The 16,528-nt window shown below is 71.2% G+C and carries 14 protein-coding genes; 6 read left to right on the top strand and 8 right to left on the bottom strand.

Features of this window, described 5'->3' with window-relative positions:
• Window positions 1–27 precede the first annotated feature (27 nt).
• Window positions 28–1,194: an NAD(P)/FAD-dependent oxidoreductase gene (locus ACGFZW_RS05800; RefSeq protein WP_393891762.1), complete on the bottom strand. Its 1,167-nt coding sequence runs from the start codon at window positions 1,192–1,194 to the stop codon at window positions 28–30.
• A complete protein-coding gene (locus ACGFZW_RS05795) occupies window positions 1,191–1,511 on the bottom strand; it encodes a bifunctional 3-phenylpropionate/cinnamic acid dioxygenase ferredoxin subunit (RefSeq protein ID WP_393891761.1) in 321 nt (106 codons plus the stop codon). Before ACGFZW_RS05795 ends, ACGFZW_RS05800 begins: the two co-directional genes overlap by 4 nt.
• A gap of 148 nt (window positions 1,512–1,659) precedes the next feature.
• Here ACGFZW_RS05795 and ACGFZW_RS05790 point away from each other — a divergent pair, with 148 nt between their 5' ends.
• The 5 genes from ACGFZW_RS05790 (at window position 1,660) to ACGFZW_RS05770 (ending at window position 9,771) form a co-directional block, all read left to right on the top strand.
• Window positions 1,660–2,463 carry an IclR family transcriptional regulator gene (locus ACGFZW_RS05790; RefSeq protein ID WP_393891760.1) on the top strand — a complete coding sequence of 268 codons (804 nt, stop codon included), beginning with the start codon at window positions 1,660–1,662 and terminating at the stop codon, window positions 2,461–2,463.
• Window positions 2,464–2,647: 184 nt separating this feature from the next.
• Window positions 2,648–3,733 (top strand): S-(hydroxymethyl)mycothiol dehydrogenase, encoded by a 1,086-nt coding sequence (locus tag ACGFZW_RS05785; protein ID WP_393891759.1) that lies wholly within the window; start codon window positions 2,648–2,650, stop codon window positions 3,731–3,733.
• Between the two features lie 168 nt (window positions 3,734–3,901).
• A complete protein-coding gene (locus ACGFZW_RS05780) occupies window positions 3,902–6,370 on the top strand; it encodes an FAD-dependent oxidoreductase (RefSeq protein WP_393891758.1) in 2,469 nt (822 codons plus the stop codon).
• Window positions 6,371–6,560: 190 nt separating this feature from the next.
• Window positions 6,561–7,754 carry an aromatic ring-hydroxylating dioxygenase subunit alpha gene (locus ACGFZW_RS05775; RefSeq protein ID WP_393891757.1) on the top strand — a complete coding sequence of 398 codons (1,194 nt, stop codon included), beginning with the start codon at window positions 6,561–6,563 and terminating at the stop codon, window positions 7,752–7,754.
• 445 nt (window positions 7,755–8,199) lie between these two features.
• Complete coding sequence (locus tag ACGFZW_RS05770; protein WP_393891756.1) at window positions 8,200–9,771, top strand: APC family permease; 1,572 nt, start codon at window positions 8,200–8,202, stop codon at window positions 9,769–9,771.
• A 70-nt stretch (window positions 9,772–9,841) separates the two neighbouring features.
• Here the strand turns inward: ACGFZW_RS05770 and ACGFZW_RS05765 are convergent, their stop codons facing one another.
• Both ACGFZW_RS05765 and ACGFZW_RS05760 read right to left on the bottom strand, forming a co-directional pair.
• Window positions 9,842–11,278 (bottom strand): MFS transporter, encoded by a 1,437-nt coding sequence (locus ACGFZW_RS05765; protein ID WP_393891755.1) that lies wholly within the window; start codon window positions 11,276–11,278, stop codon window positions 9,842–9,844.
• Window positions 11,275–12,222, bottom strand: coding sequence for a nucleoside hydrolase (locus ACGFZW_RS05760; protein WP_393891754.1), 948 nt, complete (start codon window positions 12,220–12,222; stop codon window positions 11,275–11,277). Before ACGFZW_RS05760 ends, ACGFZW_RS05765 begins: the two co-directional genes overlap by 4 nt.
• A 497-nt stretch (window positions 12,223–12,719) precedes the next feature.
• On the opposite strand from ACGFZW_RS05760, the gene ACGFZW_RS05755 reads away from it, so the two are divergent.
• The gene (locus tag ACGFZW_RS05755) at window positions 12,720–13,709 is read left to right on the top strand and encodes a LacI family DNA-binding transcriptional regulator (protein ID WP_393891753.1); all 990 of its coding nucleotides are present in this window, start codon (window positions 12,720–12,722) and stop codon (window positions 13,707–13,709) included.
• 480 nt (window positions 13,710–14,189) lie between these two features.
• Here the strand turns inward: ACGFZW_RS05755 and ACGFZW_RS05750 are convergent, their stop codons facing one another.
• The 4 genes from ACGFZW_RS05750 to ACGFZW_RS05735 all read right to left on the bottom strand — a co-directional run bounded on the left by ACGFZW_RS05750 (window position 14,190) and on the right by ACGFZW_RS05735 (window position 16,460).
• Window positions 14,190–14,345, bottom strand: coding sequence for a hypothetical protein (locus ACGFZW_RS05750; protein ID WP_393891752.1), 156 nt, complete (start codon window positions 14,343–14,345; stop codon window positions 14,190–14,192).
• Window positions 14,346–14,438: 93 nt separating this feature from the next.
• Window positions 14,439–15,344 (bottom strand): RNA polymerase sigma factor SigF, encoded by a 906-nt coding sequence (locus ACGFZW_RS05745; RefSeq protein ID WP_393891751.1) that lies wholly within the window; start codon window positions 15,342–15,344, stop codon window positions 14,439–14,441.
• A 209-nt stretch (window positions 15,345–15,553) separates the two neighbouring features.
• On the bottom strand, window positions 15,554–15,907 hold the full coding sequence (locus tag ACGFZW_RS05740; RefSeq protein WP_393891750.1) for a PRC-barrel domain containing protein: 354 nt from the start codon (window positions 15,905–15,907) through the stop codon (window positions 15,554–15,556).
• Window positions 15,908–16,286: 379 nt separating this feature from the next.
• The gene (locus ACGFZW_RS05735) at window positions 16,287–16,460 is read right to left on the bottom strand and encodes a CsbD family protein (protein WP_393891749.1); all 174 of its coding nucleotides are present in this window, start codon (window positions 16,458–16,460) and stop codon (window positions 16,287–16,289) included.
• Window positions 16,461–16,528: the final 68 nt, after the last annotated feature.

The raw sequence follows: 16,528 nt of genomic DNA, 5'->3' as shown, positions 1-16,528 counted from the left end.
CGCGGCCTCCCCGCCAGGCGATTCAGTTCAGGTGGTGGCCGGCTGTGTGGCGCGCGCGAGTTCACGGCGCTGACGCATGAAGGGGCGGGGGCGGTTCAGGGCGAGGACGGCGGTGGTGGCACCGTCGCGCTCGTAACAGGCGAGGAAGCTGCGGTCTTCGGGCGAGCCCTCGACGATCCTGGGCATATCGCCGGGCAGCCGTCGGCCGGCGAACTGGATGCGGACGCCGTACTGGTCGGACCAGAAGTAGGGCAGGCCGCCGTGGGTGGCAACGGTGCTTCCCGCGAGGAGGTTCCGCGCGGCGACCGCGGCCTGTTCCGTCGCGCTGGTCCAGTGCTCCGCGCGCGAGCCGCCCACCCGGGCGACATCGCCGACGGCCACGATGTGCGGGACCGCGGTCACACAGCCCTCGTCGCACAGCACCCCGTCGTTGAGCGGCAGCCCGGAGCCCTCCAGCCACCCGGTGTTGGGCCGTACCCCGATTCCCACGACCACCACATCGGCGAGGAGTACCCGGCCGTCGCGCAGTTCGACGCCGGTGACCCGGTCGGTGCCGCCGCTGTGCAGTCCCGCGACGCCGGTGCCGATGAGGAGGGTGACGCCGTGGTCCGCGTGCAGTGCGGAGCAGATCAGCGCCATCTCGTCGCCGAGTTGGGGGACGAGGGGGAGCGGGGCGGCCTCGACCACGGTGACGTCATGCCCCAACGTGGCGCAGGACGAGGCCACTTCGGCTCCGATGAAGCCGCCGCCGATCACCACGACCCGGGCCGGGCCGCGACCCAGGTCGTCGCGCAGCGCCTGGGCGTCGTCCAGGGTGCGCAGCGTGTGCACCCCGCTGAGCGCGGGGCCCGGCAGGCGGCGCGGTGTGGCACCGGTGGCGACGACCACGCCGTCGGCCTCCAGACGCCTGCCGTTGTCCAGGGTGACGGCGCGCCCGCCGGTGTCGAGCCCGGTGGCGCGGGTGCCCAGCAGCCACTCGGCGTCGAGTTCCGCCACCTCTTCGGCGTCGGCCAGGGCGAGTTGGTCCGGGCTCGCTGCGCCGGTGAGGAAGTTCTTGGACAGCGGCGGCCGGTCGTAGGGGCGGTGGTGCTCGTCCCCCACGATCGTCAGGCGCCCGTCGAACCCCTGTGAGCGCAGCGCCCGCGCGGCGTACAGTCCCGCCAGCGAGGCGCCGATGACTGCGATGGCTTTCATGCGGCGGTGCCCTCCTCGGCTGCGTGGTGGACGTAGACCATGCCGTCTTCCACCGTGACGGGATGGGTGCGCACCGCCCGCCGCGCCGGCAGGCAGGTGGGCGCCCCGGTGCGCAGGTCGAAGGACGCGGCGTGCAGCGGGCATTCGACCAGGCACCCCTCCAGCCAGCCGTCGGCGAGCGAGGCGTCCTGGTGGGTGCAGGTGTCGTCGATGGCGTACAGCTCACCGTCGGCGTTGAAGACGGCGATCGGAGGTGCGGTGTCGAGACGAACGGACTCGCCGGCGGGCAGATCGGCCAGGTGGCAGACGGGAATCACGGAGCCCCCCTGTTACTGTTCGGTAGAGAAGAGTTTCTTAATACGCACGGCACGTCGCTATGCGCAACAGAATCCAGATGGGGAGCCCGCGCGTCAAGCGCTCCCCTCAATGTCGGCCCGATCGGGCCGCCAGGTGGTGAGATCGCAGATGACCGACAAGGCGGAGGAAAGGGCGGCGGAGAAGCCGCCCAGAGGGCCGGCCGGCGGAGTGCAGTCGGTGGACCGGGCCGTGACCGTCCTGGAGATCCTGGCCCGGCACGGCGATGTCGGGGTGACCGAGGTCGCCGAGGAGCTGGGCGTCCACAAGTCCACCGCGTTCCGGCTGCTCGGCGTGCTGGAGAATCGCGGGCTGGTCGCCCAGGAGCAGGAGCGCGGCAAGTACTACCTCGGGGCGGGGGTGTTGCGCCTGGCCGGCGCTGCGGCCGTGCGGCTGGACATCTCCCAGGAGGGCGCGGCGCTCTGCCGGGTGCTGGCCGACGAGCTGGGGGAGACGGTCAACATCGCGGTGCTCGACCACAATGCCGCGGTCAACATCATGCAGGCGCGCGGGCCGGCCTCGGTCACCGCGCAGAACTGGCTCGGCAGGCGCACGCCGCTGCACGCCACCTCCAGTGGCAAGGCGCTGCTCGCGTACCAGCCGGCCCCGGTCCAGGACATGGTCCTGGCGCGGAAGCTGCCGCGGCTGACGGAGCGGACGATCACCTCGGCGCCGGCGCTGCGCGAGCAGCTGGCGGAGGTGGTGCGCCAGGGCTTCGCGGTGGCCGCGGAGGAGCTGGAGCTCGGCCTGCACGCCGTCGCGGCGCCGGTGCGAGCGCACGACGGCGCGGTGATCGGGGCGATCAGCGTGTCGATCCCGGTCTACCGGCTGGACGAGGAGCGGCTTCCCGAAGTGGCCGAGCGCACCGTCGAGGCGGCCCGGGAGCTCTCGCGGCGGATGGGGTACGCCTGTTGACCTCCGCATGAGCGGGGAAGGGTGCGGGGCCGGAGCGATCCGGCCCCGCTTTCGCGTGTCCGGGGCCGTAACCGGTGCTTTACCAAGAGCTAACTCCCACCCCTTGACGCTGACGAGGTGGCGTTCCCAGTATGTCTCTCATCGCGCAACCAGTCGTGCACTGCGCAACACTGAGGGGTAGGGCATGCCACACGAGGTCCGTGCCGTTGTCGCGGCGAAAAGGGGCGCACCCGTCGAGGTGCAGACGATCGTGGTGCCGGATCCCGGCCCGGGAGAGGTGCTGGTCGCCGTCCAGGCCTGCGGGGTCTGTCATACCGATCTGCACTACCGGGAGGGGGCGATCAGCGAGGACTTCCCCTTCCTGCTGGGGCATGAGGCGGCGGGTGTGGTCGAGGCGGTCGGTGCGGGGGTGGCCGATCTGGCGCCGGGTGACTATGTGGTGCTCGCCTGGCGTGCGCCGTGCGGGAGTTGCCGTTCCTGTCGCCGGGGCCGTCCCTGGTACTGCTTCGACTCGCGCAACGCCACTCAGCCGATGACCCTGCTGGACGGCACCCCGCTGTCCACGGCTCTTGGCATCGGCGCGTTCGCGGAGAAGACCCTGGTCGCCGCGGGGCAGGCGGTGAAGGTCGATCCCTCGGCGCGGCCGGAGGCGGCCGGTCTCATCGGCTGCGGGGTGATGGCCGGCTACGGCGCGGCCGTGCACACCGGCGCCGTCGGCAGCGGCGACACCGTCGCCGTCATCGGCTGCGGCGGCGTCGGCAACGCCGCCATCGCCGGCGCCTCGATCGCCGGGGCGCGCCGGATCATCGCCGTCGACATCGACGACAGGAAACTGGACGGCGCCACCCGCTTCGGCGCCACCCACACCGTCAACTCCCGTGGTACGGACCCGATCGAGGCGGTGCGCGGCCTGACCGGCGGGCACGGCGCTGACGTGGTGATCGACGCGGTCGGTCGCCCGGAGACCTACCGGCAGGGCTTCTTCATGCGCGACCTGGCCGGCACCCTCGTCCAGGTCGGTGTCCCCGACCCCGACATGCGCATCGAACTGCCGCTGATCGAGCTCTTCTCCCGCGGCGGCGCCCTGAAGTCCTCCTGGTACGGCGACTGCCTGCCCAGCCGCGACTTCCCCGTCCTCATCGACCGCTACCTCAGCGGGCGCCTCGACCTCGACGGCTTTGTCACCGAGACCATCGCCCTGGACGAGGTGGAGGCCGCGTTCGACAAGATGCGCGACGGCACGGTGCTGCGCTCGGTCGTGGTCCTGTGAACAGTCAACGGGCCGCCATCACAAGGGAGTTCAGCGGATCTGGCCCGGACGCCACCATCGCGGTCCGGTGACCGCACGTCCCCACCGCCTGAAGCGCTCGGCATCCGAGCGCCCCACCGGCCGGATTCTCCCCCGCTCCCCGCACGCGCCTGAACCCGAAGGAGGGACATGTCCCCTGCACTCGCCACCGACGCCCGGGTGGTCGTCATCGGTGCCGGCATCGTCGGCTGCTCGCTCGCCGATGAGCTCACCGCCCGGGGCTGGAGCGACGTCACCGTCCTGGAGCAGGGGCCGCTGCCGGCCCCCGGCGGCTCCACCTCGCACGCGCCGGGGCTGGTCTTCCGTACCGGCCCGTCCAGGACCATGACCGAGTTCGCGAAGTACACCGTCCAGAAGTTCGGCGCGCTGGAGGCCGACGGGCTGCCCTGCTTCGACCCACTCGGCGGCCTGGAGATCGCCACCACCGAAGCCCGCTGGGCCGACCTGCACCGCAAGGCCGGACTCGCCGCCTCCTGGGGCGTCCACGGGGAACTGCTCACCCCGCAGCAGTGCAAGCAGCTGTGGTCCCTGCTGGATGAGGACACCATCCTCGGCGGCTTCCACACCCCCGACGACGGTCTGGCCCGGGCCCTGCTCGCCTGCCGGGCGCAGATGACACGGGCCGAGGGACGGGGCGCCCGCTTCCTGGAGCGGCACACCGTCACGGGGATCGAGCGGGCGGACGGCCAAGTCACCGGCGTCGTCACCGACCGGGGCACCTTCCCCGCCGACCATGTCGTCTCGGCCGCCGGTTTCTGGGGCCCGGTGATCGGCGCGATGGCCGGGGTGGACGTACCGCTGCTGCCGCTCGCCCATCAGTACGCCACGACCGAACCGCTGCCCGAACTCGACGGGCGCGACGACGTCCGCACCGAAGCCGGACGCCCGATCCTGCGGTTCCAGGACCGCGACCTGTACTACCGCGAGCACACGGACTCCGCCGGGACCCGTCTCGGCATCGGCTCCTACGCCCACCGCCCGATGCCCGTCGACCCCTTCGCCGTCCCCGCCTTCGACGAAGCACCGGTCATGCCCTCCTCCCTGCCCTTCACCGAGGAGGACTTCGCCCCGAGTTGGCAGGACAGCGTCGGCCTGCTCCCCGCACTCGGTGCCTCCCGGGTGGCCGAGGGCTTCAACGGCGTCTTCTCCTTCACCCCCGACGGGATGCCGGTGCTCGGCGAATCCCGGGACCTGCGCGGCTTCTGGCTCGCCGAGGCCGTCTGGGTCACCCACTCCGCCGGCGTCGCCAAGGCCCTCGCCGAGTGGATGACCGACGGGCGGCCCTCCCTGGACCTCCACGAATGCGACCTCTACCGCTTCGAGGACGCCCAGCGTTCACCGGCCTACATCGAGGACCGCGGAGCCCAGAGCTTCGTCGAGGTCTACGACGTCATCCACCCCCTCCAGCCCATCGAGGCCCCCCGCCCGCTCCGCGTCAGCCCCTTCTATGCTCGCCAGCAGGAACTCGGCGCGCACTTCCTGGAGGCCGGCGGCTGGGAGCGCCCGCACTGGTACGAGGCCAACGCCCCGCTCGCCGAAGGGCTCGCCCTCCCCGAACGCGACCCCTGGTCGGCCCGCTACTGGTCCCCGATCGCCGCCGCGGAGGCGGCGGCGACCCGCGAGAAGGTCGCGCTCTACGACATGACCCCGCTGCGCCGCCTGGAGGTCACCGGCCCCGGCGCCCTCGGCTTCCTCCAGCGGATGACCACCAACCAGCTGGACAAGAAACCCGGCGCGGTCACCTACACCCTTCTCCTGAACGAGGCCGGTGGCGTCCGATCCGACCTCACCGTCGCGCGGTTGGCACCCGACCGCTTCCAGGTCGGCGCCAACAGCGGAGCCGACCTGGACCTGCTGCTGCGGCACGCCCCGGCCGGGGTGCAGATCCGCGACATCACCTCCGGCACCTGCTGCATCGGGGTCTGGGGCCCGCTGGCCCGCGACCTCGTCCAGCCGCTGACCCGCGACGACTTCTCCCACCAGGGCTTCGGCTTCTTCAAGGCCAAGCAGACCTACCTCGGTCATGTTCCGGTCACCGCCATGCGACTGAGCTACGTCGGCGAGCTGGGCTGGGAGCTGTACACCACCGCAGACCTCGGCCTGCGGCTGTGGGACACGCTCTGGGAGGCCGGCCGGGAGTACGGGGTGATCGCCGCCGGGCGCAGCGCCTTCAACAGCCTGCGCCTGGAGAAGGGCTACCGCTCCTGGGGCCATGACATGACCACGGAACACAACCCGTATGAGGCCGGGGTCGGCTTCGCGGTCCGTCCCGCCAAGGGCGAGTTCCTCGGCCGCGCCGCCCTCGAAGGGATCAGTGAGCAGAACGTCCGGCGCAAGCTCACCTGTCTCACCCTCGACGACCCGGCCGCCGTCGTCCTCGGCAAGGAGCCGGTGTTCGTCGACGGCGCCCCCGCCGGCTACGTCACCTCCGCCTCCTACGGCTACACCATCGGCCGGTGCATCGCCTACGCCTGGCTACCGGCCTCGGCCGCGGTCCCCGGCACCGCCGTCCACCTGGAGTACTTCGGCGAGAAGGTCCCTGCCACCGTGGCGGAGGAACCGCTCTTCGACCCGAAGATGACGCGCATCCGCAGGTAGCCGGCCGCGACCCGGCGCACCACCGCAGCCCGTGCACACGGCTTCCCGCCGGCGCCGGTCGGCGAGGAGCTCGCCGACCTCGCGCCGACCGGCGCCACCGAGCACCCATCGAGCTGTTCGCCCCTTCCCCTCGCTTCGCCGGGGAGACCCCTAGCCGGCCCGCCGCCGCGGCTGCTTGAGGAGACCGCACATGACGCACACACCCTCGTCCGCCACCGCCACCGCCACCGCCACCGCCGCCACCACCTCGGCGGAATCCGCGCCGACCCCCGGCACGAGCCTGATCACGACCCTGCCCGGCCCCTCCTACACCGACCCCGACATCTTCCGGCAGGAGCAGGAGAAGATCTTCGAGCGGCTGTGGTTCTGCGCGGTGCGCAGCGCGGACCTGGAAAAGCCGGGCGCGTTCCGTACGGTGCAGGTCGGCCGGGAGAGCGTCCTGATCACCCGCAACCGCGCCGGCCGGCTGCGCGCCTTCCTCAACATCTGCCGGCACCGCGGCGCGCAGCTGTGCACCGAGGAGTCCGGCGAGGTCCGGCGCAACCTGCAATGCCCCTACCACGCCTGGACCTACGACCTCGACGGCCGGCTCGTCGCCGCGCCCAACCTGCAGAAGATGCCGGACATCGACCGCACCGAGCGCGGTCTGGTCCAGGTCGAGCTGCGCGAGTGGCTCGGCTACGCGTGGGTGTGCCTGGCCGATGAGCCGCCGTCCTTCGAGGAGACGGTGATCGGCGCGGCCGTCGAGCGGCTGGGCGACGCGGCGTCCATCGAGCGTTACCGCACCGAGGGCCTCGCCCTGGGCAAACGCATCACCTACGACGTGCGGGCCAACTGGAAGCTCATCATCGAGAACTTCATGGAGTGCTACCACTGCGCCACGATCCATCCCGAACTGACCGATGTGCTGCCGGAGTTCGCCGATGGCTTCGCCGCTCAGTACTACGTGGGGCACGGCGCGCAGTTCGCGGAGGAGGCCGAGGGCTTCACCGTCGACGGCCGCGGGGGCTTCGGCCGGCTACCGGGGATCGAGGACACCCAGGACCGCCGCTACTACGCCATGACCGTCCGGCCGCAGGTCTTCGTCAACCTCGTCCCCGACCACGTCATCGTCCACCGGATGTTCCCGATGGCCGCCGACCGCACCGTCGTCGAGTGCGACTGGCTGTACCTGCCGGAGGTCGTCGACTCCGGCGCGGACCTCTCCACGTCCGTCGAGCTCTTCCACCGGGTCAACGCCCAGGACTTCGACGCCTGCGAGCGCACCCAGCCGGCCATGGACTCCCGCGCCTACCGCCACGGCGGGGTGCTCGTACCGAGCGAGCACCACATCGGCGCCTTCCATCAATGGGTGACCGACTGCCTGGCGGACAAGGGGGCTTGACCCCCGGTGGAGCGCCGCCCGATGCCCCCTGACCCGACGCCGGCCGCTCCCGCCCGTAGCCACCGACGGCGCGGGGCGGGCGGCGCCCTGTCGGACCACCGACCAGGTCAGGGCCGGTCGGACCGTGCCCGCCCCGGGGGTGGGCACCGCGTGGATCAACGACTACCATCCCAAACCTGCCGCAGGCGGATGCGGCGGATTCAGGCCGTCGGGGACCGACAGGGAGCGCCCGCCCGGCGGCCCGGCGGAACAGCACGAGGTCACACACGTCCGGCGTTACCCCGCGCTCCATGGCACCGCACTCGTTCGAAGAGGACACACGCCCCCCGCACGCCCTACCAAAGCCCTTTCCTGTCCACCACATCCGAGCCGGGACCTGGCCTCGTGCACCCCTGATCCCCTCCTCGCGCGAGGCGCACACCGCCCCTTGCCCAGGAGGCCGCTCATGGCAGACACCGACGAGGCATCGCCACCGCAGGACGACGCCCAACTCGCCGAGTTCGGCTACCGCCCCGAACTCAAACGCACCCTCGGCAACTTCCACACCTTCGCTGCCGGCATCAGCTACATCTCCATCCTCACCGGCACCTTCCAGCTCTTCTACTTCGGCTACGGCGCCGGCGGTCCGGCCTACTGGTGGTCCTGGCCGATGGTCTTCGTCGGCCAGCTGATGATCGCGCTGTGCTTCGCCGAACTGGCCGCCCGGCACCCCGTGGCCGGCTCCGTCTACAACTGGGCCAAGAAGATCGGCAATCCGCACGTCGGCTGGCTGGCCGGCTGGATGATGCTGGTCGCCTCGATCGTGTCCCTTGCCGCGGTGGCCCTCGCCTACCAGCTGACGCTGCCGCAGATCTCCTCGTCCTTCCAGATCATCGGCGACGGCAGCGGACCGTACGACACCGCGACCAACGCCGTACTGCTCGCCGGGGTGCTGATCGTCTTCACCACCCTCGTCAACGCCTTCGGGGTCAAGCTCATGGCCCGGATCAACACCGCGGGCGTGTTCATCGAACTGGTCGCCACCGTCGTGCTGATCGTGTTGTTCGCCGTGCACGTGGTGCGCGGCCCTGACGTGGTGCTGGAGACCCACCACACCGGCGCCGGACAGAACCTCGGCTACCTCGGAGCCTTCCTCACCGCCTCGCTGGCCTCCGCCTACGTCATGTACGGGTTCGACACCGCGGCCTCGCTCAGCGAGGAGTCCCTGGACCCCTCGCGCAACGCGCCGCGGGCGATCCTGCGGGCGCTGATCGCCTCGTTCGTCATCGGCGGCCTGATCCTGCTGCTCGCGATGATGAGCGTGCGCAGTCTGACCGGGGAGGGACTGACCACCGACGGCCTGCAGTACATCGTCCTGGACGTCCTCGGCGACACGGTCGGCAAGGCCATGCTCTGGTGCGTGCTGATCGCGGTCACCGTGTGCGCCCTGGCCGTGCACACCGCCGCCATCCGGCTCGCGTTCGCCATGGCGCGGGACAACAACCTGCCCGCGGCGTCCCTGCTCGCCAAGGTCAGCCCCCGCTTCCAGACGCCGGTACTGCCCGCAGTCGTCGTCGGAGTGCTCTCGCTGGGCGTCCTGGGTCTCAACATCCGCCAGCCGCAGATCTTCTCGGTGGTCACCAGCATCGGCATCATCATGATCTACGTGGCCTATCTCCTGGTCACCGCACCGATGCTGGTGGCCAGGCTGCGGGGGAAGTGGACCCCGGCCGACGGCGGAAGGTTCTCGCTGGGCCGCTGGGGCCTGCCGGTCAACATCCTCGGCGTCCTCTGGGGCGCAGCAATGATCATCAACCTCGCCTGGCCGCGCGAGGAGGTCTACAACGCCACACCGCCCCACCACTGGTACCTGCGATGGGGCGCCGTGCTGTTCGTCGGCGCGGTCGCCCTCGGCGGTTTCGCCTACTACTGGTTCATCCAGCGCCACCGCACCGGCGTACTGGCCGAGCACGCGGCCCAGGAGCCGTCCGCCGCGTCCGCCGCCGACAGCCCCGAGCCGGTCCGGGCCACCGACTGACCGCACGAGTGCGCCCGCCGACCGGATACCGCTCCGGTCGGCGGGCGCACTCGTGCGGCGTGGGGCGCGGTCAGCTCTGTGCTTCGGCGGCCACCGGCTTCGGGATCAGGAAGGACGCCGCGAAGGCGGCGGCCAGGATGACGACACCGGCGATCATGCCGGCGGCGTAGCCGGCGGGCGAGGTCGGATCCGTGGGCAGGGCCGCGGTCTGCACCGCGTAGAGCAGCGCGAAGCTGAGCCCCGCGCCGAGGTTGAACGCACCCGCGTTCAGGCCCGGCAGGAAGCCCGGGTTCTCGGCCGGGGAGAGCACGATGCCGAGCCCGTTGAGCACGATGTTCGCCACACCCGCGTAGGACACGCCCACCAGGAGGGAGGTCACCAGCATCAGCACGTGCGACTGGCTGTGGACAGTCCAGAGCATCAGCACGACGGTCGCCGCGGAACCCGCGAGGCCGAGCCGCAGGATGCGGCCGTAGCCGAAGGTGGCGGCCAGGCGCCCGGCCAGCGGCCCCATCGCCAGACCGGCGAGGGCGTACGGCGTCAGCGTCCACCACGCGGCCTGCTGCGCGGACATGCCGAGCCCCGCCTCGGCGTCCTGAGCGAACGCCGGGATCAGGCCGTTCATGACGGCGAACACACCGGTCATGGTGAGCACCGTGGTCAGCAGCGTCGCCCAGGTCGCGCGCCGCTTGAGGTGCCGGGTGGCGACCAGCGGATGCCCACTGCGGTTCTCGGTGCGCCAGAACAGCGCGAAGGCGACCGCGGCCAGGACCACAAGACCGGCGATGAGCGGCCAGTTGGCGGCGGCCAGCTTCCCCGCCTCGTTCAGCGCGATCAACAGCGAGCCGACCGACACGACGAGCAGCGCGACACCGGGCCAGTCCATCCGGGTCGCGACGCCGGCCGTGGACTCGGGGGTGAGCGTGGCGACCAGGACGGTGGCCACCGCCGCGACGGCGGCCATCGCCCAGAAGACGGACGCGAAACCGTGGTTGTCGGCGAGGTAGCCGCCCGCGAGGGAGTCGACACCGGCGATGCCGCCGTTGACCGCGGTGATCACACCCAGCAGGGTCCCGTACCGCTTCGGCTCCTTCACCTCCACCCGCAGCATGATCAGACACAGCGGGACGACGGGACCGCTCACCCCCTGGATGACGCGGCCGACGAACAGCATCGGCACGCTCGTCGCCAAGGCGGCGACCACACACCCGAGGACCATCAGGGCCAGCATCCCGGCCAGCACCCGGCGGCGCCCGATGACATCGCCCAGCCTCGGCAGGAAGAGCGAGAACAGCGCCGCCGAGGTGAAGAAGGCGGTCTGGGTCAGACCGATCTCCGCGGAGTCGGCGCCGAGGGTGTCCTGGATGCTCTTCAGCGCGGGGCTGAGCATGCTGGCGTTGAGCTGGAAGGCGAAGCAGGCCGCGAGCAGCGCGGTGAGCAGCACGCCGACCCGCACGCGGGATCCGTCCGCTGCCCCGGTGGGGCGGCTGTTGGTGGAGACACTCATGGCGTGATGTCACCGATCCGTTCGAGGGCGTCGACCACGAGGTTCCAGAACCGCTCGTGGTCGAGCCGGACCGCGACCTGGGTGGTGCAGTCGGCCGGCGCGGGCGCCCGGAAATCCGTCACGGTCATACCGCGGGTCAGGCCGCCGGTCAGCTCGATGTCCACCGGCGCCTTGCGCACCGTCATCACGTCCGGGTCGATGACGTACGCGACCGCGCACGGGTCGTGCACCGGCGGGTGGTCGAAGCCCTGGTTCTCGCGGTATGCCTCGCGGAAGAAGTCCAGCAGTTCGCCGACGAACACGGCGGGGCGGGTGCCGACCGCGGCGATCTTCGCGGCGACCTCGGGGGTCGCCAGTGCCTGGTGGGTGAGGTCAAGACCGACCATGGTGACCGGCCAGCGCTCGTTGAAGACGATGTGCGCGGCCTCGGGGTCGATGATGATGTTGAACTCGGCGACCGCGCTCCAGTTGCCCTCGTGGTAACCGCCGCCCATCAGCACGACCTCACGCACCCGCTCGGCGATGCGCGGCTCCTTGCGTACGGCCATCGCGATGTTCGTCAGCCCCGCCGTGGGGACGATGGTGATCTCGCCGGGCTCGTGGGACATCACCGTGTCGATGATCAGATCGACGGCGTGCCGACGGTCCAGTTCGAGGGTCGGCTCGGGCAGCACCGGGCCGTCGAGACCGCTCTCACCGTGGATCTCCACGGCCGTCTCGACGGTCCGTACCAGCGGCCGCGGGCAGCCGGCCGCGAACGGCACACCGGTGATGCCGGCGATGCGCGCCACGGACAGGGCGTTGCGGGTCACCTTCTCCAGCGTCTGGTTCCCGACCACGGTGGTGACGGCGAGCAGGTCGATCTCGGGATTGCCGTGGGCCAGGAGCATGGCGATCGCGTCGTCATGCCCCGGGTCGCAGTCGAGGATGATCTTTCTGGCCAACGGAAGAGCCCCTTTGCTCTGCTGTGCTGTGGATCGGGTGAGGTGGGCGCGCGGCATACCGCGGACGGCCCGGCGCCGCGCACACCGACGACGGGCCCGGGGCACGGAGGGCCCTGGGCCCGCGAGGCGGGCGGCACCGGGCGTCACGGTGGTGACGAGCCGGGCGCGGCGGTGGTGGTCTCCAGCGCGCGGTGAGGTCGCTCAGGGACCGGCGCGGCCGTGGCCGCGTGCCGGTGCGAAGACCACCGCACCCCTCCCTCGGAACACATCTTGGAAAACGTTCTCCGGAAACTTCGCCCACGGAACCGGCCGTTGTCAATGGTTCGATATCCGGCCTTCCGTGCGTAAGCGGAGCGGCACATCGGTGCACGGGCCCGAGGCCGCCACCGTGAAGGGACAACGTTTACCGCGCATTTGCCGGGGCGTATGCTCCCTCCGGCGCAGCCGAGCCGAACGAAGGGGGCTGGGAGACGGTGGCAGAAGTCACGTTGCGAGAGGTGGCCCACGCATCGGGCTGCTCCATCGCCACGGTGTCCCGCGTCCTGGCCGGCACCCGACCCGTCGGCGCCGAGACCGCGCGCACGGTGCGGGAGGCCGCCGAGCGCCTGGGCTACCGGCCCAACCAGGTGGCCCGTGCCCTGCGCAGCCGCTCCACCGGCACCGTCGGCCTGGTCCTCCCGCAGATCACCAACCCCTTCTTCCCCTCCCTCGTACGAGAGCTGGAGCACGCGCTGCACGCCGAGGGGCGGGCCGTGCTGCTCGCCGACTGCGACGACGACCCGGTGACCGAGGCGGCCCGCATCAGCGCGCTTCTCGACCGGCAGATCGATGCCCTGCTGCTGATACCGGTGGACGAACACCGCAGCCGGGACGCGGTGGCCGGCGCGGCAGCCCGGGTGCCGCTGGTCCTGCTGGACCGTGGGTGCGGACCAGGCGTCGCCGACTCGGTTGCCGTCGACAACGGGGCCGGCATGGCCCTCGTGCTGGCACATCTGGCCGCGGAGGGCCGCCGTCGGCCGTGCTTCGTCGGGGCGGCCGGCACCGCGTCGGCGGCGGTGGAGCGCCGCGCGGCCTACGAGGCCGGGGCCGGCGCCCTGGACCCCGCGGCACCCGGGCGCGTCGAACTCGGCGACTTCTCGGTGGAGTGGGGGCGCGCCGCCGTGGACCGCCTCTGGCCTTCGCGGCCGGACGCCTTCGTCTGCGCGAACGACCTCATCGGGGTCGGCGCGCTGCAACGGCTGCGACAGTTGGGCGCCGACGTCCCCGGCGAGGTGGCCGTCACCGGCTTCGACGACATCCCGCTCGCGGGTCTGGCCGACCCGGCCCTGACCACCGTCCGGCAGCCCGTCGCCGAACTGGCCGCCGAGGCAGCCCGGTTGCTCGCCCGGCCGCCCGCCGCGCACCCCGGTGCCCGGCACGCCGTCCGCCTCGCACCCGAACTCGTCGTCCGTGCCTCCAGCGCGCGCGGCGCGATGCTGCTCAGCTGACCGCCGGGCGCGGCGCCACGTCCCGGACCCGTTCGTACGCCGCGTGCCCGGCAGTGAACCACGGCTCGGTGGTGCGGAGCGCGGCGACTCCCGGCGGTGTTCCTCGGTGACGTCGATGCCCGGGACGCGCGCACGTGCGGTGATCAGGGTGCGGGTGCGGACGCGACGGTGGGGCGGGCCGCGTACAGAAAGGGCGAGGACGGCAGAAGGCGGGCATTTCGCCTTGTCGTCATCGGCCGACCACCGCGGTAAGCGGTTCGGAATCCCGCCGACCAACCCTTCGGTTGGTGCGGGTGCTGGGGGCGATCGGGCGACGCCGACGCGGCCACGCACCTTCCGGTGCGACGGGGCCGTTGACCGGCCCGGCTCGCTCAACGCCCGTTCTCCAGGCGTCTGTTCAGACGTCCACGCCGTTCCGCCGAAGAGGTCCCGGCCCGGTGGAGGCGCTCGCGCCGCGCCTCCACCCGGGTGGCCCGGCGGTTACTCCTCGGAGCGGTAGGGCCGAAGACTGCTCCAGTCCAGCGCGTCTTCCGCTTCCCGGCGGGTGTGGTCGGCGGCCTCGCGGGCCTGTGAGACGACATCACCGTGCTCTTGTATCAGCTGGTCGTAGATCGGTGGGTTCGAGGTGGTGTTCATGTCTTTCGCTAACGTGAGGCGGTGGGTTGCGGGGTGCCGCTGACGGCCGCGGGGGGCGACTGAGCGTATCGCGGCCCGTGGCGAGGAGCGGGGTCAGGCGTTGCTGAGCAGGCCGGTGCGCAGCTTGGCCAGGGTGCGCGACAGCAGCCGGGACACGTGCATCTGCGAGATGCCGAGTTCGGCGCCGATCTGCGACTGGGTCAGCTCCTCGCCGAAGCGCATGGCGATGATGCGGCGCTCGCGCTCGTCGAGCTGCGCCAGCAGGGGCGCGAGGGCGTGCAGGTTCTCGACCGCCTCCATCGCGGGGTCCGGCTCGCCCAGGACATCGGCGTAGCTGCGGCCGCTGTGGGCGGACTGGCCGTCGTCGGCAGGGTCGGTGGGCATGTCGAGGGAGCCGGCGGTGTAGCCGTTGGACGCGACGATGCCCTCGATGACCTCCTCCTCGGTCAGCCGGAGGTGGGCGGCCAGCTCACGCACCGTCGGTTCGCGCTCGGACGTGCCGGCGAAGTGCTCCTTGGCCTTGGCGATCTCCACCCGCAGCTCCTGCAGGCGCCGGGGAACGTGCACGGCCCAGCTGGTGTCGCGGAAGAAACGCTTGATCTCCCCCAGGATGTAGGGGACCGCGAAGGTGGCGAATTCCACTTCGCGGGACAGCTCGAAGCGGTCGATCGCCTTGATGAGCCCGATGGTGCCGACCTGGATGATGTCTTCCCGCTCCTCGACACCGCGGTGCCGGAACCGGTTCGCGGCGAACCGCACGAGGGAGAGGTTCAACTCGACCAGCGTGTTGCGGGCGTACTGGTGGGCGTGGGTGCCCTCCTCCAGGACCTGAAGGCGCTCGAAGAACAACCGCGACAGCTCGCGGGCGTCCTTCGGAGCGACCTTGGACGCGTCCTCCAGCCGCGGCAGGCCCTCCGCCGTGACCGGCGCGCATGCGCCGGCCGGCTGCGCGATCCCGTGCTCTTCCACACCGGTGGTCCGTGTGATCAGCCCCGCCATGACTTCACCCTCCCCAGGTAACGGTGTCGAGAAGCGCGCCTTCCCCCGAATCGGCCACTCATGCCTGTGGGGGTCGCGAAACACCTGAACGGGAAGATGATGTGGATCACAGCGTGCGTGTGGCGGGCACCCGGATCGGTGCCCGCCACACGCGCACACGTCTCAGGATTCTCCTGACGACGCGGCAGTCCCTCATGCGCGGGAGCGCCTCATATGAGCGGGAAGCCCTCGTAGTAGGCGCCGACCTGCTGCCGGGATCCCGCGCTGCCGTCGGCTCCCGAAGTGCCGTACTCGGGGGCGTCCTTGATCTCGGCCTTGGTGCGGTTCACATGGACGATCTCCGCCGCCTTGTCGATCCGTGTGATGGTGCCCGCGGGCAGCAGGACCTCCTTGCCGAAGATCCACACTCCGGTGTCGACGACGAGATGAGCCGCGTCGACCTCGTCGGAATGCTTGTCAACCTTGCCGATGTGCCCGTCCGTTGCCTCCACGGCGAACCCGACGAGGTCGGCGCCCGCCGCGTCGCCGACCGACGGCCGGTAATCCCAGATGCTGCCACTCATTGCTACTCCACTTCCTGCGCTTCGACGCCACAGCGCTTCCTCGCCGTATTCGCCGTGCTCCGCAAGGGAATGCACTGCGAATTCCGCACGGCCACGAAGCGCACTGTGACGGACTGCACGGCAACGGACTGCCGGCACGGAATGTTCTGCACAACCGCGATCGGTAACGAAATACTTCGTTCCGCAACGCTCTGGAACGGAAGCTCGTGAACGGAGCCTCGGAACCGAGTCTCGTGAGCGGATTGCTCGAAGTGAAATGCTCCGGAGCGAAAGGGAGGGCGGCCGGAACGACGTTGCCGGGGCTGCTCGCCCCTCGGCGCGGTGCGTCACTCCGGCCGTATGCCGCCTGATGACGCCATCGCTTCCGCGTCGGGCGCGGTCAGCGTCGGAAGGCGTCCCGGGTCTTGTGCCCGGCCTCACGCATGTCGGCCTCGGCGCGCTGGGCCCGGCCCTCCGCGGTCATCCGCTCGTTACCGACGGCGCGGCCCACGGTTTCCTTCACCGCACCCGTGATCTGCTCGGCCTTGACGGACATCTTCTTGTCCGAGGTCATGGTCGCGCTCCCTTGCTGTTGAGCCGTTTCCTTGACGAGAGAGCGCGTGCCCGACGGTATCGGCGACA

It is taken from the genome of Streptomyces sp. NPDC048248 (assembly GCF_043201875.1).
Taxonomy (GTDB): domain Bacteria; phylum Actinomycetota; class Actinomycetes; order Streptomycetales; family Streptomycetaceae; genus Streptomyces.
The sequence above is the reverse complement of the archived record's forward strand: the minus strand, read 5'-3'. Positions and strand labels throughout refer to the sequence as shown.

Excerpts from the sequence above, each read along its gene's own strand:
- ACGFZW_RS05800 (WP_393891762.1), bottom strand. The coding sequence starts at position 1,194 with ATGAAAGCCATCGCAGTCATCGGCGCCTCGCTGGCGGGACTGTACGCC.
- ACGFZW_RS05770 (WP_393891756.1), top strand. The coding sequence starts at position 8,200 with ATGGCAGACACCGACGAGGCATCGCCACCGCAGGACGACGCCCAACTC.
- ACGFZW_RS05750 (WP_393891752.1), bottom strand. The coding sequence starts at position 14,345 with ATGAACACCACCTCGAACCCACCGATCTACGACCAGCTGATACAAGAG.
- ACGFZW_RS05740 (WP_393891750.1), bottom strand. The coding sequence starts at position 15,907 with ATGAGTGGCAGCATCTGGGATTACCGGCCGTCGGTCGGCGACGCGGCG.
- ACGFZW_RS05765 (WP_393891755.1), bottom strand. The coding sequence starts at position 11,278 with ATGAGTGTCTCCACCAACAGCCGCCCCACCGGGGCAGCGGACGGATCC.
- ACGFZW_RS05745 (WP_393891751.1), bottom strand. The coding sequence starts at position 15,344 with ATGGCGGGGCTGATCACACGGACCACCGGTGTGGAAGAGCACGGGATC.
- ACGFZW_RS05785 (WP_393891759.1), top strand. The coding sequence starts at position 2,648 with ATGCCACACGAGGTCCGTGCCGTTGTCGCGGCGAAAAGGGGCGCACCC.
- ACGFZW_RS05780 (WP_393891758.1), top strand. The coding sequence starts at position 3,902 with ATGTCCCCTGCACTCGCCACCGACGCCCGGGTGGTCGTCATCGGTGCC.
- ACGFZW_RS05790 (WP_393891760.1), top strand. The coding sequence starts at position 1,660 with ATGACCGACAAGGCGGAGGAAAGGGCGGCGGAGAAGCCGCCCAGAGGG.
- ACGFZW_RS05735 (WP_393891749.1), bottom strand. The coding sequence starts at position 16,460 with ATGACCTCGGACAAGAAGATGTCCGTCAAGGCCGAGCAGATCACGGGT.
- ACGFZW_RS05775 (WP_393891757.1), top strand. The coding sequence starts at position 6,561 with ATGACGCACACACCCTCGTCCGCCACCGCCACCGCCACCGCCACCGCC.